Raw genomic sequence first — 17,338 nt, 5'->3', positions numbered from 1 at the left:
AATCCTGCGGCTCTGGCGTCGCTGGCGAGCGCTGCGATCGAATAGCCCAGCTGAAGCTTAAGATTAGATTTGATTTTAAACGCACCGTGTGAGGCCGCTTCATTCGAAACCCCTTTAGTGGCGACGTTAAAAGCGGAAGCTGCATGGCCTTCGCAACAGGCAATGCCAGATGCGCGGACCGCCCGTCACCATTGATGTTGCGATCGGACATCTAAGGCGGTTGCGAACGTCCTTCACGGCGCTTCAGACCGTCTCGTAGTCAACTTCGTCGCCGAAGTCTGGACCGCCGCAACCCTCAGCTAACGGTTTTGAGCCCGAGCCTTAGCTTTCAGTGATGCGCCGCTCTTCCTCCGGAGCAACTGCTAGTTGTTTCCAGTCGAGATCCTCCTGAAGTTCGAGATAATGGTCAGGGCCGATCTGATCCGCGTCGCGCAACTCATCAAGGCGTTGACGTTGAAGCAGCAACGCGGCGAGAGACAGCTTGCGGCGACGGTTGACGGGTGACGCATCATCAGGCGCCGAGATGCCGTCGCGGTACTCAAGATAGAATCTCCGAATGACTTCGGCCTCGGGACCCTGCTCGTTTTCGAGCCACTCAAGGGCTGCGTCGGCAAGCGAAGTCTGCGCTGCGTCACGCTCAGCACGCGCCTCGTCTTGCCGTCCCAGATTCAGGAGCCGAATGATCGGCGCCAATGTCCCCCCCTGAATAACGAGTGTTGCCAGCACGACTGCGAATGCCGTCAGGACGACCAGATCGCGATCGGGGAAATTCGCTGGCAACGCGAGTGCCGTTGCGAGGGTGACAAGCCCGCGCATCCCCGTCCATCCGATCAGAAAAGTCTCGCTCTTTGTCGCCGCCGCGGAACTGCGGCCGGCGCGATGCAGATGCAGAGAGATGCAGCGGTATAGAAATGCGATCGCCAGACGGATTGCGATGACGCCGCCAACGATCGCGGCCGCAAACCATAACGCCCTGTCCAATTCGGTGGTGGACATCGCCCCGACGATGCGACGCGCCTGCAGGCCCATCAGAAGAAACGCCAGTACATTGAGCAGGAACACGACCGTGGTCCACACTGCAAACGAATGCACCCGCATCCTCGGCGGATAATCCACTTTCGTGAGGGTGGCGATCGTCATGGCACTGGCCACGGTAGCGAGTACGGCCGACAGATGAAGCCGCTCGGCGATGAGCCACGTCGCAAACGCATAGACGAACTGGACTAAAGTGCCCCCGATTGTATTTCCGGTCAGTGGCCATAGCCGCGAGACGAGAAAGCCGAATGCGATACCGAACAGGATTCCACCGGGTGCGGCTATCGACAGATGGAGCAATGTTTCGCCATCGAGTTCACCGCGCGCCTGGACAGTCAGCGCGGCGGTGAACAGCAACAAAGCCGTCGCATCATTGAACAGGCTTTCACCCTTTAGGAGAGCATCAACACGTCGTGCGACGGGCAGACCGGACAGCACGGCGGTCGCGGCGGCCGCGTCCGGCGGAGCGACGATCGCGCCGAGCGTAATCGCTACGACCAGCGGCAATCCGATGGTCAACCAGTTGATCGCGACGACTATGCCGGCCGTTGCCAACACGGCGACGACGGCAAAGAAGATCAGGGGCAGCATCATGCGTCGTGCCGCGCCGACCGGAAAATCATATGCCGAGTCGACCAGCACGGGCGCGATGAAGAGCGCGAGCATTGTCGGCGGATCGATCGGAATATACGGCGCGCCGGGCAACATCGCCACGGCCACGCCGGCGGCGGCCAGGATGCCGGGATAGGGTAGATGCATGCGCCGCGTCACCTGCAACAGCAGGATCGCGACCGCAAGCAACGCGACAAGGCTTTCGAAGAACGTTATCGGCATGGCATAGCCTACCAGTCGATTGTGCGTATTACAGCGGCCAAAATTCGGTGAAGCTAGTCATGCTGTGCGGCGTTGGGCGTTAAAGCAACTCGCAGCGGAGCGATGAAATGGATTGTGACGTTGCGATTGTGGGCGCTGGTGCCGCGGGCATCGCAGCGGCGCGACTGCTGAACGAAAGTGGACGCTCGGTCATTCTGCTCGAAGCCACCGACCGCGTTGGCGGGCGGGGCCATACAGTCGAGCTCGGGGGCATCGCGCTCGATCTGGGCTGTGGCTGGCTGCACTCGGCCGAGCGCAACCCGCTCGTCGAGGTCGCGCACCGCGCTGGGTTCACGATGGAGCGCGGACAGACGGCTTGGAGGCAGCAATGGCACGATCTCGGCTTCAAGCCGGCCGAGCAGGCGGCAGCGGCAACGGCGTGGAGCGCACTGGAGGATCGTCTTGCGGCCAATCCGCCATCGAGCGACCGGGCAGCCGATGCACTTGAGCCGCACGGCGAATGGAACGCCTACTGTCAGTCGCTGAGCGGATATATGAACGGCACGCCGCTCGATCATCTGTCGATCGCGGACTTCCTCGCCTATGAAAATGCCGCAACGGACGCCAACTGGCGTGTGTATGAGGGCTATGGCCATCTGATCGCAGCGAGCCTTCCAGCGGTCCGCTTAAGGCTGTCATGTCCAGTTCGTCGCGTTGTCTTGACGGAGCGCGGCGTCCAACTGGACACCGATGGGGGAGCGATTGCAGCACGGGCAGCGCTGATCACGGCATCGACCAATGTCCTTGCGCGTGGCGCGATCGCGTTTGAAGCGTGCGCCGACGAGCATCTTCATGCCGCCAGCCTTTTGCCGCTTGGCGTTGCTAACAAGCTGTTCTTCGAACTGCACGGCGATCACGGCCTCGAGTCCGAAACTCACCTGCTCGGCAATCCGCGGAATGCCGATACGGGAAGCTACTACATCCGCCCTTTGGGGCGGCCGGTGATTGAAGCCTTCTTCGGCGGCACGGGTGCGGTCATCATCGAACGCGCCGGCCCTGTGGAGGGGTTTGCCTTTGCCGTGAACGAGTTGTCAGCCCTTCTGGGCAGCAATATCCGTCGCCACCTAAGTCCGTTAGTAGCCTCGTCCTGGTGTAGCACCGAGTGGATCGGCGGCTCCTACAGCCATGCGCTGCCAGGCCACGCCGACGCCCGCCAGATACTGGCACAACCCATTGATGACAGACTATTCTTTGCGGGTGAAGCGACGCACCGGTCCGACTTCTCGACGGCGCATGGCGCCTGGGACAGCGGCCTGAGAGCAGCCAGGCAGGTCATAGAGCGAACAATGTGAGCAGTTCGGGATGGCAGCATCTGACTCTGCGCCGAGCCCGTATGCCGCCATCGACACACAGCGCGACGCCCGCAATGAAGCTTGCCTCATTGCTTAACAGGAAAAGCGCGGCAGCAACGACCTCGCCGAGGCGCGCCATGCGTCCAAGCGGGATGGGCGCTATCAGCGCAGTGCGGACCGCCCTCGAGTAGCGGCTACGGTCTCCAAAACCCTCATGCATTGACCGGGATCAGCGTCGACTTGCTGGAGTCGACATCCTCCTGAACAGGAGAACCCATGTCGCCTATCGATGCGCTCAGGACCCGAGGCGATCGCTTCGACTCGCTCTCTCCTGCAGGTGTCGCCTCGCCAAGGGCGCTCAGGCCAGGACGTTGATGCCGTGGAACGCAACGCCCGCGTAACAAGCTGCCTCAGGTGTTCTGGCTCCCGGTTCCCGGTATCGAATGTTTGAGCCGGTCGGCCAGATAGTCGACGAAGCAGCGCACCCTCGCTGGTGTGTGCGTCCCGCCGACGAACAGCGCGTGCACCTCCTCGCCATCGCCGGGATTGAAGTCCTCCAGGAGTGGCACAAGCTGGCCGGCGTCGATCGCCGACTGGGCCGTCTCGGCGCAGACGCGGGCGATCCCGATGCCCTCGGCTGCCAACTGTCCCTCAGTCTCGCCATTGTTCGTTTCAATCCTGCCCTTGATCGGCAGCACGTAGTCGCGTCCGGCCTTGCGGAACGGCCAACTTGGCGCCGCACGCTTGAAGCTGAACGCGATGCAGTCATGACCGTGCAGGTCCTCGGGGACCGTCGGCATGCCACGGCGTGCCAGATAGTGCGGCGACGCGACGATCACCTTATGCGTCTTGCCGAGCTTGCGGGCCGTCAGCGGACCATCGGGAAGCGGTCCGAGCCGGATCGCCAAGTCGGCCTGCCCCGCCGCGATATCGACGACAGCGTCAGTCGAGCTCACCTCGAGCAAGATGTCCGGGTATCTCTGCATGAAGTCGCGCAGCAGCGGCACGATGAACATCCTCCCGAACACCTGCGACATGCTGAGACGCAGGCGTCCCTTGGGTGAGCCCTGATCGGCGATTGAAAGCTCGGTTTCGCGCAGATCGGCGAGGATCCGCCGTGCAGATGACAGGTAAGTCAATCCTTCTGGGGTGAGAACGAGCGAGCGCGTCGTACGCAACAGCAGGCGGATGCCGAGCCGAGCTTCGATCCGATCAATGACGCGCGCGACGGACGACGGGGCGAGCCTTAGCCGGCGGCCTGCCGCCGAGAAGCTGCCTTCCTCGGCTACGAGCGTGAAGACTTCAAGGTCGCCGGCTAGATCCATACTGCCCACTTGTGCGTTCGTCGCAAAGATGTTGCTTGGCGTTCACACATAGACATTCGCGATCTGCAAATCCACCTTTGCAAAAGTGATGGCAACAGTCCTGTTGCCCGGGCAACTCGCTAATGGGCATGGCCACGCCGGTCCAGATTCGCCGAGAGCGGCGCAATCGAGGAGAGAAACATGGTTTCGCCCTTTGTGATTCATCTGGCCGACGAGCGGCTCGCTGTCGTCATGGCCAAGGTAGAGGCCTATGACTGGAGCCAGCTCCCCGATACAGGCGGGTGGAAGGCCGGTGTCGGGATCACCGACCTCAGGCGGCTCGTTGCCTATTGGCGTGATCGCTACGACTGGCGCGCCGTTGAACGACGCCTCAACGAACTTCCCCACTTCACGACCGACATCGAGGGTGAGCGCATTCATTTTGTCCATGTGAAGGGGAGCGGAACCAAGCCACCCGTTCTGCTCCTTCACGGTTGGCCGGGCTCCTTTCTCGAGTTCGAGCACCTGCTGCAGCCGCTGGCGGCCGACGGACACGATGTCATTGTTCCCTCGCTTCCGGGCTTTGCCTTCTCCAATCCGATCACCGGTGTGATTGGGCCGCGCCGTGCAGCCACACTCATGCACGAGTTGATGCTCCGCCTGTTCGGCGAGGCGCGCTACATCATCCAGGGTGGCGACTGGGGTCACGGCATCGCCGCCTGGACAGCACATGACTATCCCGAGGCGCTGTTCGGCATTCACATGAACATGGTCAATCTTCATGCCGAGGACGCTGCTCCAACCACTCCACCTGAGAGAGATTTCGTGGCTAGGCGGGACGCTCTTGCCGACTGGGAGACCGGCTATAGCCACCAGCAGGAAACGCGACCGCAGACATTGGGCGTCGCGATGGCGGACAGTCCGGTTGGCGTGGCCGGGTGGATTCTGGAGAAAATAGGCAAGTGGTCTGATCTGCCAACTGCTACCGACGGCGGTCCAGACATCTGGAGCAAGTTCTCGGAGGAGGAGTTGCTCACGAACATCATGCTCTATGTCGCGCCTTCGGCCGTGGTGACGGCAACCTGGATCTACCATGGCAAGCGGCTGGAGGGCTCGGATCGCTTCCCTGCCGGCACGCGCATCAGCGTGCCGACTGGCGTGGCCGCCTTTCCAGATCCGGTCTTCGTCCCGCCGCCGCGTTCGTTTGCGGAACAGACCTACAAGATCGTGCAGTGGACCGACATGCCAAAAGGCGGCCATTTTGCCGCTTGGGAGCAGCCGGAGCTGCTGCTGGACGATCTGCGCACCTTTATCGCCATGGTGACACAGCACGGTATGTGAGGCCGGAAGTCGTGCGCGCAGGACCGGCCACACATCATCCGGCCCAGCTCACATATCGGCGCCGTCGAGATACGATCTGGAGTAGCCCGCGATGGATGAGCAGCCGGTGAGAAGCGTCGATACCGACACGCTGCGGATCGCCTATGTCGAGCGTGGTCCGGCCGGCGGATGGCCGGTGATCCTGTCGCATGGCTTTCCATATGACGTTCATGCCTACGACGAAGTCGCAGTCATCCTTGCCGAGGCCGGCGCCAAGGTCATCATGCCCTATACGCGCGGATTCGGTCCGACCCGGTTTATGTCTGAATTCACCATGCGGAGCGGCCAGCAGGCGGCGCGCGGTCGCGACATCATTGAGCTTGCCGATGCGCTCGAACTGAAGCGTCCGATCCTGGGCGGATTCGACTGGGGCGGCAACGCGTCCTGCGTCGCGGCGGCGCTGTGGCCGGACCGGATCGGCGGTCTCGTCTCCTATGCGAGCTACGACATCATCGATATGAGCGAACAACGGAGCGCCGTGGCCCCGGCACTCGAACGCGTCTTCTGGTATCAGCATCTCTTTCAAACAGAGCGCGGCCGTGGGTGCCTGACCGAAAACCGTCTCGATCTTTGCCGGCTGCTGTGGGAGGAGTGGTCCCCATGCTGGACCTTCGATGATGCGACTTTCGCTCAGTCGGCCCGCTCGTTCGACAATCCCGATTTCGTTGATGTCGTCATCCATTGCTACCGCAGCGTTTTCGGATTTGAGGCAGGCGACCCGGCACTGCAGCCCTTCGAAGACCGCCTCGCGGAGAAGCCTGAAATCTTGGTCCCGGTGGTGACGATCGACGGCGCGAGCGACCCGCTCAAGCCGGGTGGCACAGCCAGCCACGCCCGGAAGTTTGTCGGTCCGCACGAGCACCGCATCGTCGATGCGGGACACAATCTTCCGCAGGAGGCACCGGAAGCCTTCGCGAACGCCGTCGTCCGGGTCCACGATTGGCTGGGATGAGCGCGGCACTTGGAGCAGATGTCGTCGTGTTCAGGCCAAATTCTCTGCCGCTTCCGGGCGTTGCCTTCATGGGCGGAATGAATCGATGTCGATGTTTCAAAAGCCCAAGTGCATCACATTCGATTGCTACGGCACGCTGGTACAATGGCACGCTGCTTTGGAGCGCGCCGTCCGCAGCGTCCTGTCCACGCATCGGGAGGCCCAGATTTGGAACGATGGTCGAACCGGTGAGATAGTCGAAGCGCTTCGCACGCGTTCGATGTCTGAGCAGCAACGCCCTCCCTACCGCGACTACAAGACGGTGCTGCGATCGAGCCTGGCCGAGGTCATGCTTCAACGAGGATTGTCGCCGAGATCCGATGACGGAGAGGCGTTGCTGTCGTGCCTGCGCGATATCCCGCCTCATCCGGAGGTTCCGGCCGCCTTGGCGCGCCTTAAGGGCGAGTTTCGCTTGGCGATCATCAGCAACAGCGACGACGACCTAATCGCTGCAACCGTCGCTTCGATTGGCGTACCGATCGACTTCGTCGTGACGTCCGGGCAAGCGCATGCCTACAAGCCCGATCATCGTCTTTTTCGTCATGCGCATGCCATCATAGGCGTGTCCCCGGAGGAAACGGTCCACGTGGGCATGGGGCAGGTGACGGACCTCAAAGTCTGTCACGAGTTGGGCATCCGCGCCGTGTGGATCAATAGGTTGGATGAGACGCTCAACCAGGACTGGGCTCCCGTTTCCATACTCCCCGATTTGACCTCCTTGCCCGATCTTCTGGCGAGAAGCCCGAAGGGCGAAGGTTGGCACTCTGCTGAAATCGGCAGCAGCGAGCGGTAAAGCGGTCGCCAAATTGGCGAGGCAGTTCGATCAGGCGCTGCCTGTCCGATTGCCATCAGATGACCTTCGCCGGCACGTCCACCAGCGTCGTCAAGCGCGGAGGCTTGACGGAAAGAACAAAACGTGAACAGATGGGGATATCTTGGTGGTTTCGGAGGATAAGACGATGTCGATGCTGATCCGTGATGTTGCTGCCCTTGCCGCGCTCTCCGCGTTCGTTGCCATGATCACGATGTGGTCCGAGTTGATCGTCCATGTCGTCTGACGGCGCGCCGCCGGGCGCCCGGATGCGCGCGGCTGTGGACGCTGGCTGCCCGACTCGCCGATAAGGAGGGCGGGGCGACCTAGGACGGTGAGGTGATGCGATGGACGGCCAGTTTCCCGGTGCGGGCGAAGTTGGGTTCGTGCATCTCAGGGTCCATTCGCCTTATTCGCTGCTTGAAGGCGCGTTGCCATTGAAGACCCTCAGCAAGCTGGCGACGGCTGACCGGATGCCGGCGCTGGCCTTGACGGACACGGCCAATCTGTTCGGTGCGCTCGAGTTTTCCGAGAAGATGGCCGAGATCGGCATCCAGCCGATCATCGGTTGCCAGATGGCCATCGCCTTCGACGATGGTTTCGAGCCTGGACGCAAGGGTCCGACGGGGCAGAAGCAACTCGCCGACCTCGTTCTGCTCGCGGCGGAGGAGGTCGGGTACTGGAACCTCGTCCGTCTTGTCTCGCGCTCCTTCATGGAGACGGATGCCGCCGATCGGCCGCATGTGTCGATTGCCGATCTCGAAGCTGCCAATGCGGGGCTGATCCTGCTGACGGGCGGGCCGGGCGGTCCGGTCGACCAGGCGCTGCGGGCCGGGCAGGGCAGCTTCGCCGAAGCGCGGCTGCAACGTCTGACGGCGGCTTTCGGCGACCGGCTTTATGTCGAGCTGCAGCGTCATGGCGGCGAGAGCGAGCGGGTCGAGGGCGAATTGATTGCGCTCGCCTATCGGCACGGTCTGCCGCTGGTCGCGACCAATGAACCCTTCTTCCCGAAGCGCGACGATTACGAGGCGCATGACGCACTGATCGCGATTGCCGAAGGCGCGGTGGTCGCCGAGGAGAAGCGGCGGCGGCTTTCACCGGAACACTATTTCAAGACGCGCGCCGAGATGATCGCGCTCTTCGCGGATCTGCCGGAGGCGACGGCCAATACGGTCGAGGTCGCGCTGCGCTGCCACTATCGGCCGGTCAAGCGGAAGCCGATCCTCCCCCGCTTCGCCGGCGCCAATGCCGACGCCGCGACGGCGGAGGCGGCCGAGGTCGAGGCTCTGAAGGAGGGGGCGCGTTCAGGGCTCAGAAAGCGGCTTGATGCCCATGGGCTCGCGCCGGGCCTCACCGAGGAGGATTATCGCAGCCGGCTCGAATTCGAGCTGAACGTCATCGAGAAGATGAAGTTTCCCGGCTACTTCCTCATCGTCGCGGACTTCATCCAGTGGGCCAAGTCGCAGGGGATTCCCGTCGGGCCGGGTCGCGGCTCGGGCGCTGGCTCGCTCGTCGCTTGGTCCTTGACGATCACCGATCTCGATCCGATGCGTTTCGCGCTGCTGTTCGAGCGCTTCCTCAATCCGGAACGCGTTTCGATGCCGGATTTCGACATCGACTTCTGCCAGGACCGACGCGACGAGGTCATCCGCTACGTCCAGCAGAAATACGGCTTTGACCAGGTCGCGCAGATCATCACCTTCGGCACGCTGCAGGCGCGCGCCGTGCTGCGCGATGTCGGTCGCGTGTTGCAGATGCCCTATGGCCAGGTCGACCGCCTGTGCAAGCTGGTGCCCCAGAATCCTGCCAATCCCGTATCGCTCGACAAGGCGATCGAGGACGAGCCGCGCCTCCGCGCCGCGCGCGACGAGGATCCGACCGTCGCGCGGCTGCTCGACATGGCGCGCAAGCTTGAGGGCCTCTATCGCCACGCCTCGACCCACGCCGCCGGCATCGTGATCGGCGATCGCCGGCTCGACGCTCTGGTCCCGCTCTATCGCGACCCGCGCTCGTCGATGCCCGTCACCCAGTTCAACATGAAATGGGTGGAGAGCGCCGGCCTCGTGAAGTTCGACTTCCTCGGCCTGAAGACGCTGACGGTGCTTGAAACCGCTGTAGCACTCGTCGCCAAGCGCGGGATTCGACTCGATCTTTCGGCTTTGCCGCTCGATGACAAGCCGACTTACGAGATGCTGATGCGCGGCGAGACGGTCGGCGTGTTCCAGCTTGAAAGCCAGGGCATGCGCAAGGCCCTGGTCGGCATGAAGCCGGATCGTTTCGAGGACATTATCGCGCTCGTGGCGCTCTATCGCCCGGGCCCGATGGACAATATTCCCGTCTATAACGCGCGCAAGCATGGCGAGGAGAAGCCGGACTATCTGCACCCGCTACTGGAGCCGGTGCTGAAGGAGACCTACGGCGTCATCATCTATCAGGAACAGGTGATGCAGATCGCGCAGATCCTGTCCGGCTATTCGCTCGGCGAAGCCGATTTGCTGCGCCGCGCGATGGGCAAGAAGATCAAGGCCGAGATGGATGCGCAGCGCGCCCGTTTCGTGGATGGCGCCGTGGCGCAGGGTCTCGCCAAGGACCGCGCCGACATGATCTTCGATCTCTTGGCCAAGTTCGCCGATTACGGCTTCAACAAGAGCCATGCTGCAGCCTATGCGCTTGTCTCCTATCATACGGCCTACCTGAAGGCGAATTACCCGACCGAGTTCCTCGCCGCATCGATGACGCTCGACATGGGCAACACCGACAAGGTCAATGATTTCCGCCGCGAGGCGATGCGGCTCGGCATCGAGGTCGGACTGCCTTCGGTTAATCGCTCTGGCGCGGTGTTCGATGTCGAAGACGGGCGCATCCTCTATTCGCTGGCTGCGATCAAGGGCGTGGGCGCGCAGGCGGTCGAGCATCTGGTCGAGGCGCGGGGCGACAGGCCCTTCCGCGACCTCGCCAGCTTCGCCGCGCGGGTCAATCCACGGATTCTCAACAAGCGGACATTGGAGAGCCTCGTCTGCGCCGGCGCCTTCGATGATCTCGAGCGCGATCGCGCGCGGGTGTTTGCCGGCATCGAGCGCATCATGGGGATCGGCAATCGCGTCGTCGAAGGCGTGGCGCTGGGACAGGACGAGCTCTTTGGCGGGGCAGGGGCGGCCGAGCCGCTTGTCTTGCCGCCCGCCGAGCCTTGGATGCCGGCCGACAGGCTGCAGAAGGAATTCGCGGTCGTCGGCTTCTATCTTTCGGCCCATCCGCTCGATGAATATGCGCCGGTTCTCAAGAAGCAGCGCGTGCAGAACTGGGCCGACTTCTCCGAGGCCGTGCGGCGCGGCGCCGCCGCGGGGCGGCTCGCGGGAACGGTGACGGCGCGTCAGGAGCGCAAGACGAAGACCGGCAACCGCATGGGTATCGTCCAGTTCTCCGATCCAACGGGCCAGTTCGAGGCGATCCTCTTCGCCGAGGCGCTGAACGCGTTTCGCGACCAGTTGGAGCCCGGCCGTTCCGTTGTGGTGCAGGTCGCGGCGGAAGATCGTCCCGAGGGCATCAGCGTGCGTATCATCTCGGTGAAGCCGCTCGACGAGATGTCGAGCGGCTTGAAGCAGCTCCGCGTGTTCCTGCGCGCCGAGGATCCGCTTGGGAGTATCGAACGGCATCTGCCGCGCGGCGGCGACGGCGATGTCAGCCTGGTGCTGCTGCTCGATGAGGGCAGCCGCGAGGTGGAGGTGCAACTGCCCGGCCGCTACCAGCTCTCGCCTCAGATCGCGAGCGCATTGCGTGCCGTGCGCGGCATCGAGCATGTGGAGCTGGTCTAGAAGTCGCGCCGAACGGTTGCGCTTTGATCAGGCGATCGACGCGTCAGGCCGGGAGGGACCCTTCAGCCATGAGGCGCCGATCTTCCGGCGCCTCAATAGCTCATGGGCACCAGTTGCATGACGCCAAACAGTCCAAGCGGCACATAGAGCAGCGTTGCGGAGATTTGAATCTTGCGGCGCCCGGCGAACGCGACGAGCGGCAGTACGACGAGGCCGAGATTGAGCAGTTCTGCCCCCGACAGGATGTCGATCCGCCAGAACAGGGCGTTGAGCGCGATGGCGATTGCGTTGAACGCGGCGAGCGCTACGAGACCCCAGCGCCCGTCGCGCTCGAAGAAGTCCCTGAGGCTGCCGGAGCTGAAGCCCTCGCTCGGCAGGATGGAGGCTGCGGCGAGGAACAAGGTCAGGACCAGGCTGACGAGAAGCAGGAAATTGGGAAAGGTCCACCGCGGGATCGTGGTCGCCAGCTCCTCGATGCTCCACCAGAACGTGATCTGCTGCAGGAAGATGATCGCGGCCCAGACGCAGGGCAGCCAGTCGATACGCACGAGCCCACGCGCCCGAAAGAGCGCAATGCTTGCCAAAAGAATGCGCGCGACGCCGAGCCCAAGGATCAGCGAGAACACGGTCGACATCCAGCGAAAGGTGTCCATGGGCTGCCGCCGCTCCTTGTTGCTGCCACGCTGTTCTAAAGGCGTGGCGCTTCGTTCGCACCAGGAGATTGCGGCGTCGCGCATTCGCGTGACGGGCCTTGAGCCGCGCTCGACCTGCATCCCGAAAGCGCAGACGTCCGTTCGGCGTGCTTACACTCGGCCGCCTCGGGGCTAAATCGGCGCCTCATCCCAGACGACGAAAAGAGCGCTGGAACAACGATCTAGCCGCGTTACCGGAATCGGGTTCTCAACCTCTGATGTTCCTGAACTCGTTGGGCGCGCATCGACACGCCACCTAGTAGCGCCGTGGGAGATGTGGCTCGCGCGGGCCGATGCGGCCTTCCCGATCAACGAAGTGACGACTTCCGAACACGACTGGCGTGCGAAGCCGCAGTGGCGGCAGGATGGCCGCTTGCTTCGGAAGGGACGCTAGTCGCCGGGCGAAGCGACCGGCGAGGCTTTTCCCGTCTCCGCCACGCCGCGCCCGGCGCTGCGGCCGGTTCTTCGCGCATAGGCCCCGCGCAAGAAGCTGCGCGCTGGCAGTTCGACGATACGCCAGAGCAATGTCGCGGTGACGAGAAGGACCGCGCCATAGAGTGCGAGCATCACTGGGGGCGCGAGGCCGGCAAACCAGTCGGCATGGGTGGCATAGGACCGGAGCAGGATCTGATGGACCATATAGATGGAGAAGGAGATCTCGCCGAGGAAAACGAGGACCGGAAGTCGCAGCAGCGCGCTGAGAAAGCCCGCTTGGAAGGCGATCACGAAGATGAGGAGGGCAGTCGACAGGCAGATCGCCCCGCCATGCGAGATCCAGACGCTGGAGGATACGCTGATGCTGGCCGCGAACCACGCGCTGATCGGGAAGACCAGCAGGGCGTTGCCGGCAAACAGAAATACCGCCCCGATCTCGGCCAGGGTCGCCAGCCCCTTATTGATCCGCCGTCGCCGCACAGTCATCCAGGCGAGGGCGACGCACATCCCGAGAACGAACTCGAAAAGCCGCGTGAGCGGATTGATATAGAGCAGCCCCGCCGCGTTAACCCGGTGCATCGGATCGTCATAGTTGGCGAGATGAAGGCTGTCGGAGAGAACGATCAATGCCAGCACCAGCGCGGCGCTTCCGGCGAGCGCATAAGGCCATCGGCGCGGGAAGTCGACGACGAGGCCGATGAACGCCACGTAGAAGAACATCTCGACGGAGATCGTCCAGCTGAGGCTGTTGAACCCGAAGAACACGGTGCCGATGGGGACCCAGGCCTGCAACAGCAGGACGTTGAGAATCCCCGCCAGCCAACTGCTCTCGCCGGTGCCGAACCGACCGGGATCCCCATTCAGAAGGACAAAGAGCAGCACGAACGTCGCGAGATGCAGCGGATAGATCCGCGCGATGCGCGCGACCAGATAGGCCTTCCGAGCTTCAGGGCTTTTCATCGCGCCGTAGACCAGGAAGATAACGAAGCCCGATAGGATGAAGAAGAACGAGACCCCGTTGTCGAGCGGCAGCCCACCGAGCAAGCGGGGCGCGAAGCCGTAGTCGCGAAGGTGATGGAGCACAATCGCCAGCGCCGCGAAGAATCGCAGCGACGTCAGCGCGTCGATCCTCGTGCCGTGCGTCTCGTCTTGACCATCCTGACGCGGCAGGTTGGTCATCCGGTGTTGTCCCGGCCGCGATCCGGCATCTTGGAAGTCTCCCCTGCGGCTAGATCAGACGGCTGCAGCGGAGGCGACCGGCGGATTTTCTTGAACCACGATGCGAAGCGCGCCCTTTGACGTCAAGCTTGCTCTTCTCGCCTTTCCCGCCTATAAGGCGCGCATTCCACACGTGGGGCTCGGGCTCCGGCGGCGCTTTTGCGTTTGTCGGGACCCACCGGTGCCGAACACCGTTCGGCTTTCCCCACGGAGGTTGAACCGGTGAAGGACACTGAAATAAATGGCTATTCCTGATTTCTCGATGCGCCAGCTGCTCGAGGCCGGCATCCATTTCGGCCACCAGAAGCATCGCTGGAACCCGAAGATGGCGCCGTATCTCTATGGCGTGCGCAACAACATCCACATCATCGATCTCGCGCAGACGGTGCCGATGTTGCACCGTGCCCTGCAGGCGGTGAGCGATACGGTCGCCGGTGGCGGTCGCGTGCTGTTCGTCGGCACGAAGCGCCAGGCGTCGGATCCGGTCGCGGCCGCTGCCAAGCGCTGCGCCCAGTATTATGTCAATTCCCGCTGGCTCGGCGGCATGCTGACCAACTGGAAGACGATCTCGCATTCGATCCAGCGCCTGCGTCACCTCGACGAGCTGCTGTCCTCGGACGTGCAGGGCCTGACCAAGAAGGAGCTTCTGACGCTGTCGCGCGAGCGCGACAAGCTTGAGAACGCCCTTGGCGGCATCAAGGACATGGGCGGCATTCCCGACCTCCTGTTCGTGATCGACACCAACAAGGAAGCGCTCGCGATCCAGGAAGCGCGCCGCCTTCATATTCCTGTCGCGGCAATCATCGATTCCAATTCGGATCCGGACGGCATCAACTATCCGATCCCCGGCAATGACGACGCCGGCCGCGCGCTGACGCTCTATGGCGACCTGATCGCCCGTGCGGCGCTGGACGGCATCTCGCGTGCCGCCGGCCAGTCGGGTCTTGATCTCGGCGCTCAGGAAGAGGTCTACGAAGAGGCTCTTCCGGAAGTCGTCGAAGAGGCCGAGGCGACCGCCGCAGCCTGATCGCTTGCGCCGCCCGCGCGGGCGGCAGCTCATGAATGGTGACACGACGCAGCCGGGCTCCCTTTGCCCGGCTGTTCGTTAGAAAAACAAGGAACGAGGCAGACGATGGCTATTTCCGCTTCGATGGTGAAGGACCTGCGCGAAAAGACCGGCGCGGGCATGATGGACTGCAAGACGGCGCTGACCGAGACGTCGGGCGACGTCGAGGCGGCGATCGACTGGCTGCGGACCAAGGGTCTCGCCAAGGCGGCCAAGAAGGCCGGCCGCGTGGCTGCCGAGGGCCTGGTCGGCGTCGCGGCGTCGGGCAACCGTGCCGTGCTGGTCGAGGTCAATTCCGAGACTGACTTCGTCGCCCGCAACGCCGAGTTCCAGCAGCTCGTCCTCAACGTTGCCAAGGCGGCGCTCGAGACGGATGGTTCGGCCGCGGCTGTTTCTGCGGCGACGTTCCCGAATTCGGACAAGACCGTCGAGCAGACGATCACCGAGGCCGTGGCGACGATCGGCGAGAATATGAGCCTCCGTCGCTCGTCCAGCGTTGCAGTGTCCGACGGCGTCGTCGCGACCTACGTCCATGCCGCGACCGCTCCTGGGCTCGGCAAGATCGGTGTCCTGGTTGGCCTCGAGTCGACCGGCGACAAGGACAAGCTCCTCGCGCTTGGCCGCCAGATCGCGATGCACATCGCCGCCGCGAACCCGCTTTCGGTCAACACCGATGCGTTGGATCAGGCTGTCGTCGCGCGCGAGCGTGCCGTCTATGCCGAGCAGGCGCGTGAATCCGGCAAGCCCGAGGCGATCATCGAGAAGATGGTCGAGGGCCGCGTGCGCAAGTTCTACGAGGAAGTCGTCCTGCTGCTGCAGGCCTTCGTGATCAATCCCGACCTGACGGTCGAGAAGGCTCTGAAGGCGGCCGAAGCCGATGTCGGCGCGCCGATCAAGCTCACCGAATTCGTTGCCTATCGCCTTGGCGAGGGTATCGAGAAGGAAGAGAGCGACTTCGCCGCTGAAGTCGCGGCGGTTGCCGGAACGAAATAAGTTCTGGGAAACAAGTGCTTCCCGACTGAAATGCAAGGGGCGCCGGATGACAATCCGGCGCCCTTCGTGTATCGGAACTTGCCCATTCACGACAGCGAGGACAACGGTATGGCGGCACCCGCCCGGTTTCGACGCGTGCTCCTCAAGGTCTCGGGTGAGGCGTTGTTGGGCGCACAGCCCTTCGGCATCGACGAGAAAGTCGTTGATCGGATCGCAGGCGAAGTAGGCCAGGCGGTCGAGTCGGGCGTCGAAGTGGCGCTGGTGGTTGGCGGCGGCAACATCTTCCGCGGCATGACAATCGCCAAGGCCGGGGGCAACCGGGTCGCCGGCGACCATATGGGCATGCTTGCGACCGTGATGAATGCCATCGGGATGCATGAAGCGCTCGAGCGCCGCGGGATTTCCTCGCGCATCTTCTCCGCCGTGCCGATGCCGACGATCTGCGAGACCTTCTCGCAGCAGCGGGCCGAGCGCGCGCTGAAGCGCGGCCGGGTCGTGCTGTTCGCCGGCGGCACCGGAAACCCGTTCTTCACGACCGATTCAGGCGCCGCGCTTCGGGCCGCCGAGATGGGCTGCGACGCCCTCTTCAAGGGCACGAATGTCGACGGCGTCTATTCCGCCGATCCGAAGAAGCATCCCGATGCCGTCCGTTTCGACCGCATCACCCATGCCGAAGTTCTGGCACGTGGACTTCAGGTGATGGATGCCGCTGCCGTGGCGCTTGCCCGCGACAACCATATTCCGCTAATCGTGTTCTCGATCCAGGCTCCGAACGCCTTTGTTGAAGTTCTGCACGGCCAGGGCCGCGCGACGATCATTGCCGACGAATAGGTAGGACCTCGCGCAGAGTTCGCCGTCGCCAAGACGATAAGAGGACGAGATGAATCTCGATGATTTGAGCCGGCGCATGCAAGGCGCTATCAACGCTTTCAAGGCCGACCTTTCCGGCCTCCGCACTGGCCGCGCGTCTTCGAGCATGCTCGATCCGATCACGGTCAACGTCTATGGTTCGATCATGCCGATCAACCAGCTCGCCACGATCAACGTCCCGGAGCCGCGTCTCATCACGGTCCAGGTCTGGGATCGCGGCACGGCGCCGGCTGTCGAGAAGGCGATCCGCGAATCGAGCCTCGGCCTTAATCCGATCGTCGAGGGTGCGGTGTTCCGCATTCCGATTCCCGAGCTGAACAACGACCGGCGCAAGGAATTCGTTAAAGCGGCGCATAAATATGCCGAAGGCGCGCGCGTGGCGGTTCGCCACGTCCGCCGCGACGGCATGGATGGCTTGAAGAAGAGCGAGGCCGACGGCCTTGGCGAAGATGAGAGCCGGCGGCTGACGGAGAAGATCCAGAAGCTGACCGACGACACGATCGCCGAGATCGATGCGGTGCTTGCGGCGAAGGAAGCAGAAATTCTGCAGATCTGACAGGCTCCGG

14 protein-coding genes are annotated in these 17,338 nt (G+C 63.1%); 9 read left to right on the top strand and 5 right to left on the bottom strand.

What is annotated here, in order from left to right:
• Positions 1-321: 321 nt before the first annotated feature.
• Positions 322-1,863: a cation:proton antiporter domain-containing protein gene (locus tag BUB39_RS16690; RefSeq protein WP_073055687.1), complete on the bottom strand. Its 1,542-nt coding sequence runs from the start codon at positions 1,861-1,863 to the stop codon at positions 322-324.
• Positions 1,864-1,976: 113 nt separating this feature from the next.
• Here BUB39_RS16690 and BUB39_RS16685 point away from each other — a divergent pair, with 113 nt between their 5' ends.
• A complete protein-coding gene (locus tag BUB39_RS16685) occupies positions 1,977-3,200 on the top strand; it encodes a flavin monoamine oxidase family protein (RefSeq protein WP_073055458.1) in 1,224 nt (407 codons plus the stop codon).
• On the opposite strand, the gene BUB39_RS16680 is transcribed toward BUB39_RS16685, so the two are convergent.
• Positions 3,181-3,420, bottom strand: a complete 240-nt coding sequence (locus BUB39_RS16680; protein WP_425292918.1) for an SDR family oxidoreductase — start codon at positions 3,418-3,420, stop codon at positions 3,181-3,183. The two genes, BUB39_RS16685 and BUB39_RS16680, sit on opposite strands and share 20 nt — an antisense overlap.
• Before the next feature lie 190 nt (positions 3,421-3,610).
• Positions 3,611-4,525: a LysR family transcriptional regulator gene (locus BUB39_RS16675; protein WP_073055456.1), complete on the bottom strand. Its 915-nt coding sequence runs from the start codon at positions 4,523-4,525 to the stop codon at positions 3,611-3,613.
• 180 nt (positions 4,526-4,705) lie between these two features.
• On the opposite strand from BUB39_RS16675, the gene BUB39_RS16670 reads away from it, so the two are divergent.
• From BUB39_RS16670 to dnaE, 4 genes are all read left to right on the top strand, one after another.
• Positions 4,706-5,845, top strand: a complete 1,140-nt coding sequence (locus tag BUB39_RS16670; protein ID WP_073055453.1) for an epoxide hydrolase family protein — start codon at positions 4,706-4,708, stop codon at positions 5,843-5,845.
• A gap of 91 nt (positions 5,846-5,936) precedes the next feature.
• Complete coding sequence (locus BUB39_RS16665; RefSeq protein WP_073055451.1) at positions 5,937-6,836, top strand: alpha/beta fold hydrolase; 900 nt, start codon at positions 5,937-5,939, stop codon at positions 6,834-6,836.
• A gap of 85 nt (positions 6,837-6,921) precedes the next feature.
• Positions 6,922-7,668: an HAD-IA family hydrolase gene (locus tag BUB39_RS16660; RefSeq protein ID WP_073055449.1), complete on the top strand. Its 747-nt coding sequence runs from the start codon at positions 6,922-6,924 to the stop codon at positions 7,666-7,668.
• 365 nt (positions 7,669-8,033) lie between these two features.
• Positions 8,034-11,498, top strand: coding sequence for a DNA polymerase III subunit alpha (gene dnaE, locus BUB39_RS16655; protein WP_073055447.1), 3,465 nt, complete (start codon positions 8,034-8,036; stop codon positions 11,496-11,498).
• A 92-nt stretch (positions 11,499-11,590) separates the two neighbouring features.
• Here dnaE and BUB39_RS16650 read toward each other — a convergent pair whose 3' ends face one another.
• Positions 11,591-12,151, bottom strand: a complete 561-nt coding sequence (locus tag BUB39_RS16650; RefSeq protein ID WP_073055445.1) for a hypothetical protein — start codon at positions 12,149-12,151, stop codon at positions 11,591-11,593.
• Between the two features lie 429 nt (positions 12,152-12,580).
• The gene (locus BUB39_RS16645) at positions 12,581-13,804 is read right to left on the bottom strand and encodes an acyltransferase family protein (protein ID WP_073055443.1); all 1,224 of its coding nucleotides are present in this window, start codon (positions 13,802-13,804) and stop codon (positions 12,581-12,583) included.
• Positions 13,805-14,084: 280 nt separating this feature from the next.
• Between BUB39_RS16645 and rpsB the strand changes: the two genes are divergently transcribed.
• From rpsB to frr, 4 genes are all read left to right on the top strand, one after another.
• Positions 14,085-14,870: a 30S ribosomal protein S2 gene (gene rpsB, locus BUB39_RS16640; RefSeq protein ID WP_073055441.1), complete on the top strand. Its 786-nt coding sequence runs from the start codon at positions 14,085-14,087 to the stop codon at positions 14,868-14,870.
• 105 nt (positions 14,871-14,975) lie between these two features.
• Complete coding sequence (gene tsf, locus BUB39_RS16635; RefSeq protein WP_073055438.1) at positions 14,976-15,902, top strand: translation elongation factor Ts; 927 nt, start codon at positions 14,976-14,978, stop codon at positions 15,900-15,902.
• 108 nt (positions 15,903-16,010) lie between these two features.
• Positions 16,011-16,733: a UMP kinase gene (pyrH, locus tag BUB39_RS16630; RefSeq protein WP_073055684.1), complete on the top strand. Its 723-nt coding sequence runs from the start codon at positions 16,011-16,013 to the stop codon at positions 16,731-16,733.
• A 49-nt stretch (positions 16,734-16,782) separates the two neighbouring features.
• Positions 16,783-17,328 carry a ribosome recycling factor gene (gene frr, locus BUB39_RS16625; RefSeq protein WP_073055436.1) on the top strand — a complete coding sequence of 182 codons (546 nt, stop codon included), beginning with the start codon at positions 16,783-16,785 and terminating at the stop codon, positions 17,326-17,328.
• Positions 17,329-17,338 lie beyond the last annotated feature (10 nt).

Source organism: Kaistia soli DSM 19436 (assembly GCF_900129325.1).
GTDB classification, from domain to species: Bacteria; Pseudomonadota; Alphaproteobacteria; order Rhizobiales; family Kaistiaceae; genus Kaistia; species Kaistia soli.
The sequence above is the reverse complement of the archived record's forward strand: the minus strand, read 5'-3'. Positions and strand labels throughout refer to the sequence as shown.

Excerpts from the sequence above, each read along its gene's own strand:
- BUB39_RS16660 (WP_073055449.1), top strand. The coding sequence starts at position 6,922 with ATGTCGATGTTTCAAAAGCCCAAGTGCATCACATTCGATTGCTACGGC.
- rpsB (WP_073055441.1), top strand. The coding sequence starts at position 14,085 with ATGGCTATTCCTGATTTCTCGATGCGCCAGCTGCTCGAGGCCGGCATC.
- frr (WP_073055436.1), top strand. The coding sequence starts at position 16,783 with ATGAATCTCGATGATTTGAGCCGGCGCATGCAAGGCGCTATCAACGCT.
- BUB39_RS16650 (WP_073055445.1), bottom strand. The coding sequence starts at position 12,151 with ATGGACACCTTTCGCTGGATGTCGACCGTGTTCTCGCTGATCCTTGGG.
- BUB39_RS16645 (WP_073055443.1), bottom strand. The coding sequence starts at position 13,804 with ATGACCAACCTGCCGCGTCAGGATGGTCAAGACGAGACGCACGGCACG.
- BUB39_RS16685 (WP_073055458.1), top strand. The coding sequence starts at position 1,977 with ATGGATTGTGACGTTGCGATTGTGGGCGCTGGTGCCGCGGGCATCGCA.
- dnaE (WP_073055447.1), top strand. The coding sequence starts at position 8,034 with ATGGACGGCCAGTTTCCCGGTGCGGGCGAAGTTGGGTTCGTGCATCTC.
- BUB39_RS16670 (WP_073055453.1), top strand. The coding sequence starts at position 4,706 with ATGGTTTCGCCCTTTGTGATTCATCTGGCCGACGAGCGGCTCGCTGTC.
- BUB39_RS16665 (WP_073055451.1), top strand. The coding sequence starts at position 5,937 with ATGGATGAGCAGCCGGTGAGAAGCGTCGATACCGACACGCTGCGGATC.
- pyrH (WP_073055684.1), top strand. The coding sequence starts at position 16,011 with ATGGCGGCACCCGCCCGGTTTCGACGCGTGCTCCTCAAGGTCTCGGGT.
- tsf (WP_073055438.1), top strand. The coding sequence starts at position 14,976 with ATGGCTATTTCCGCTTCGATGGTGAAGGACCTGCGCGAAAAGACCGGC.
- BUB39_RS16680 (WP_425292918.1), bottom strand. The coding sequence starts at position 3,420 with ATGCATGAGGGTTTTGGAGACCGTAGCCGCTACTCGAGGGCGGTCCGC.
- BUB39_RS16675 (WP_073055456.1), bottom strand. The coding sequence starts at position 4,525 with ATGGATCTAGCCGGCGACCTTGAAGTCTTCACGCTCGTAGCCGAGGAA.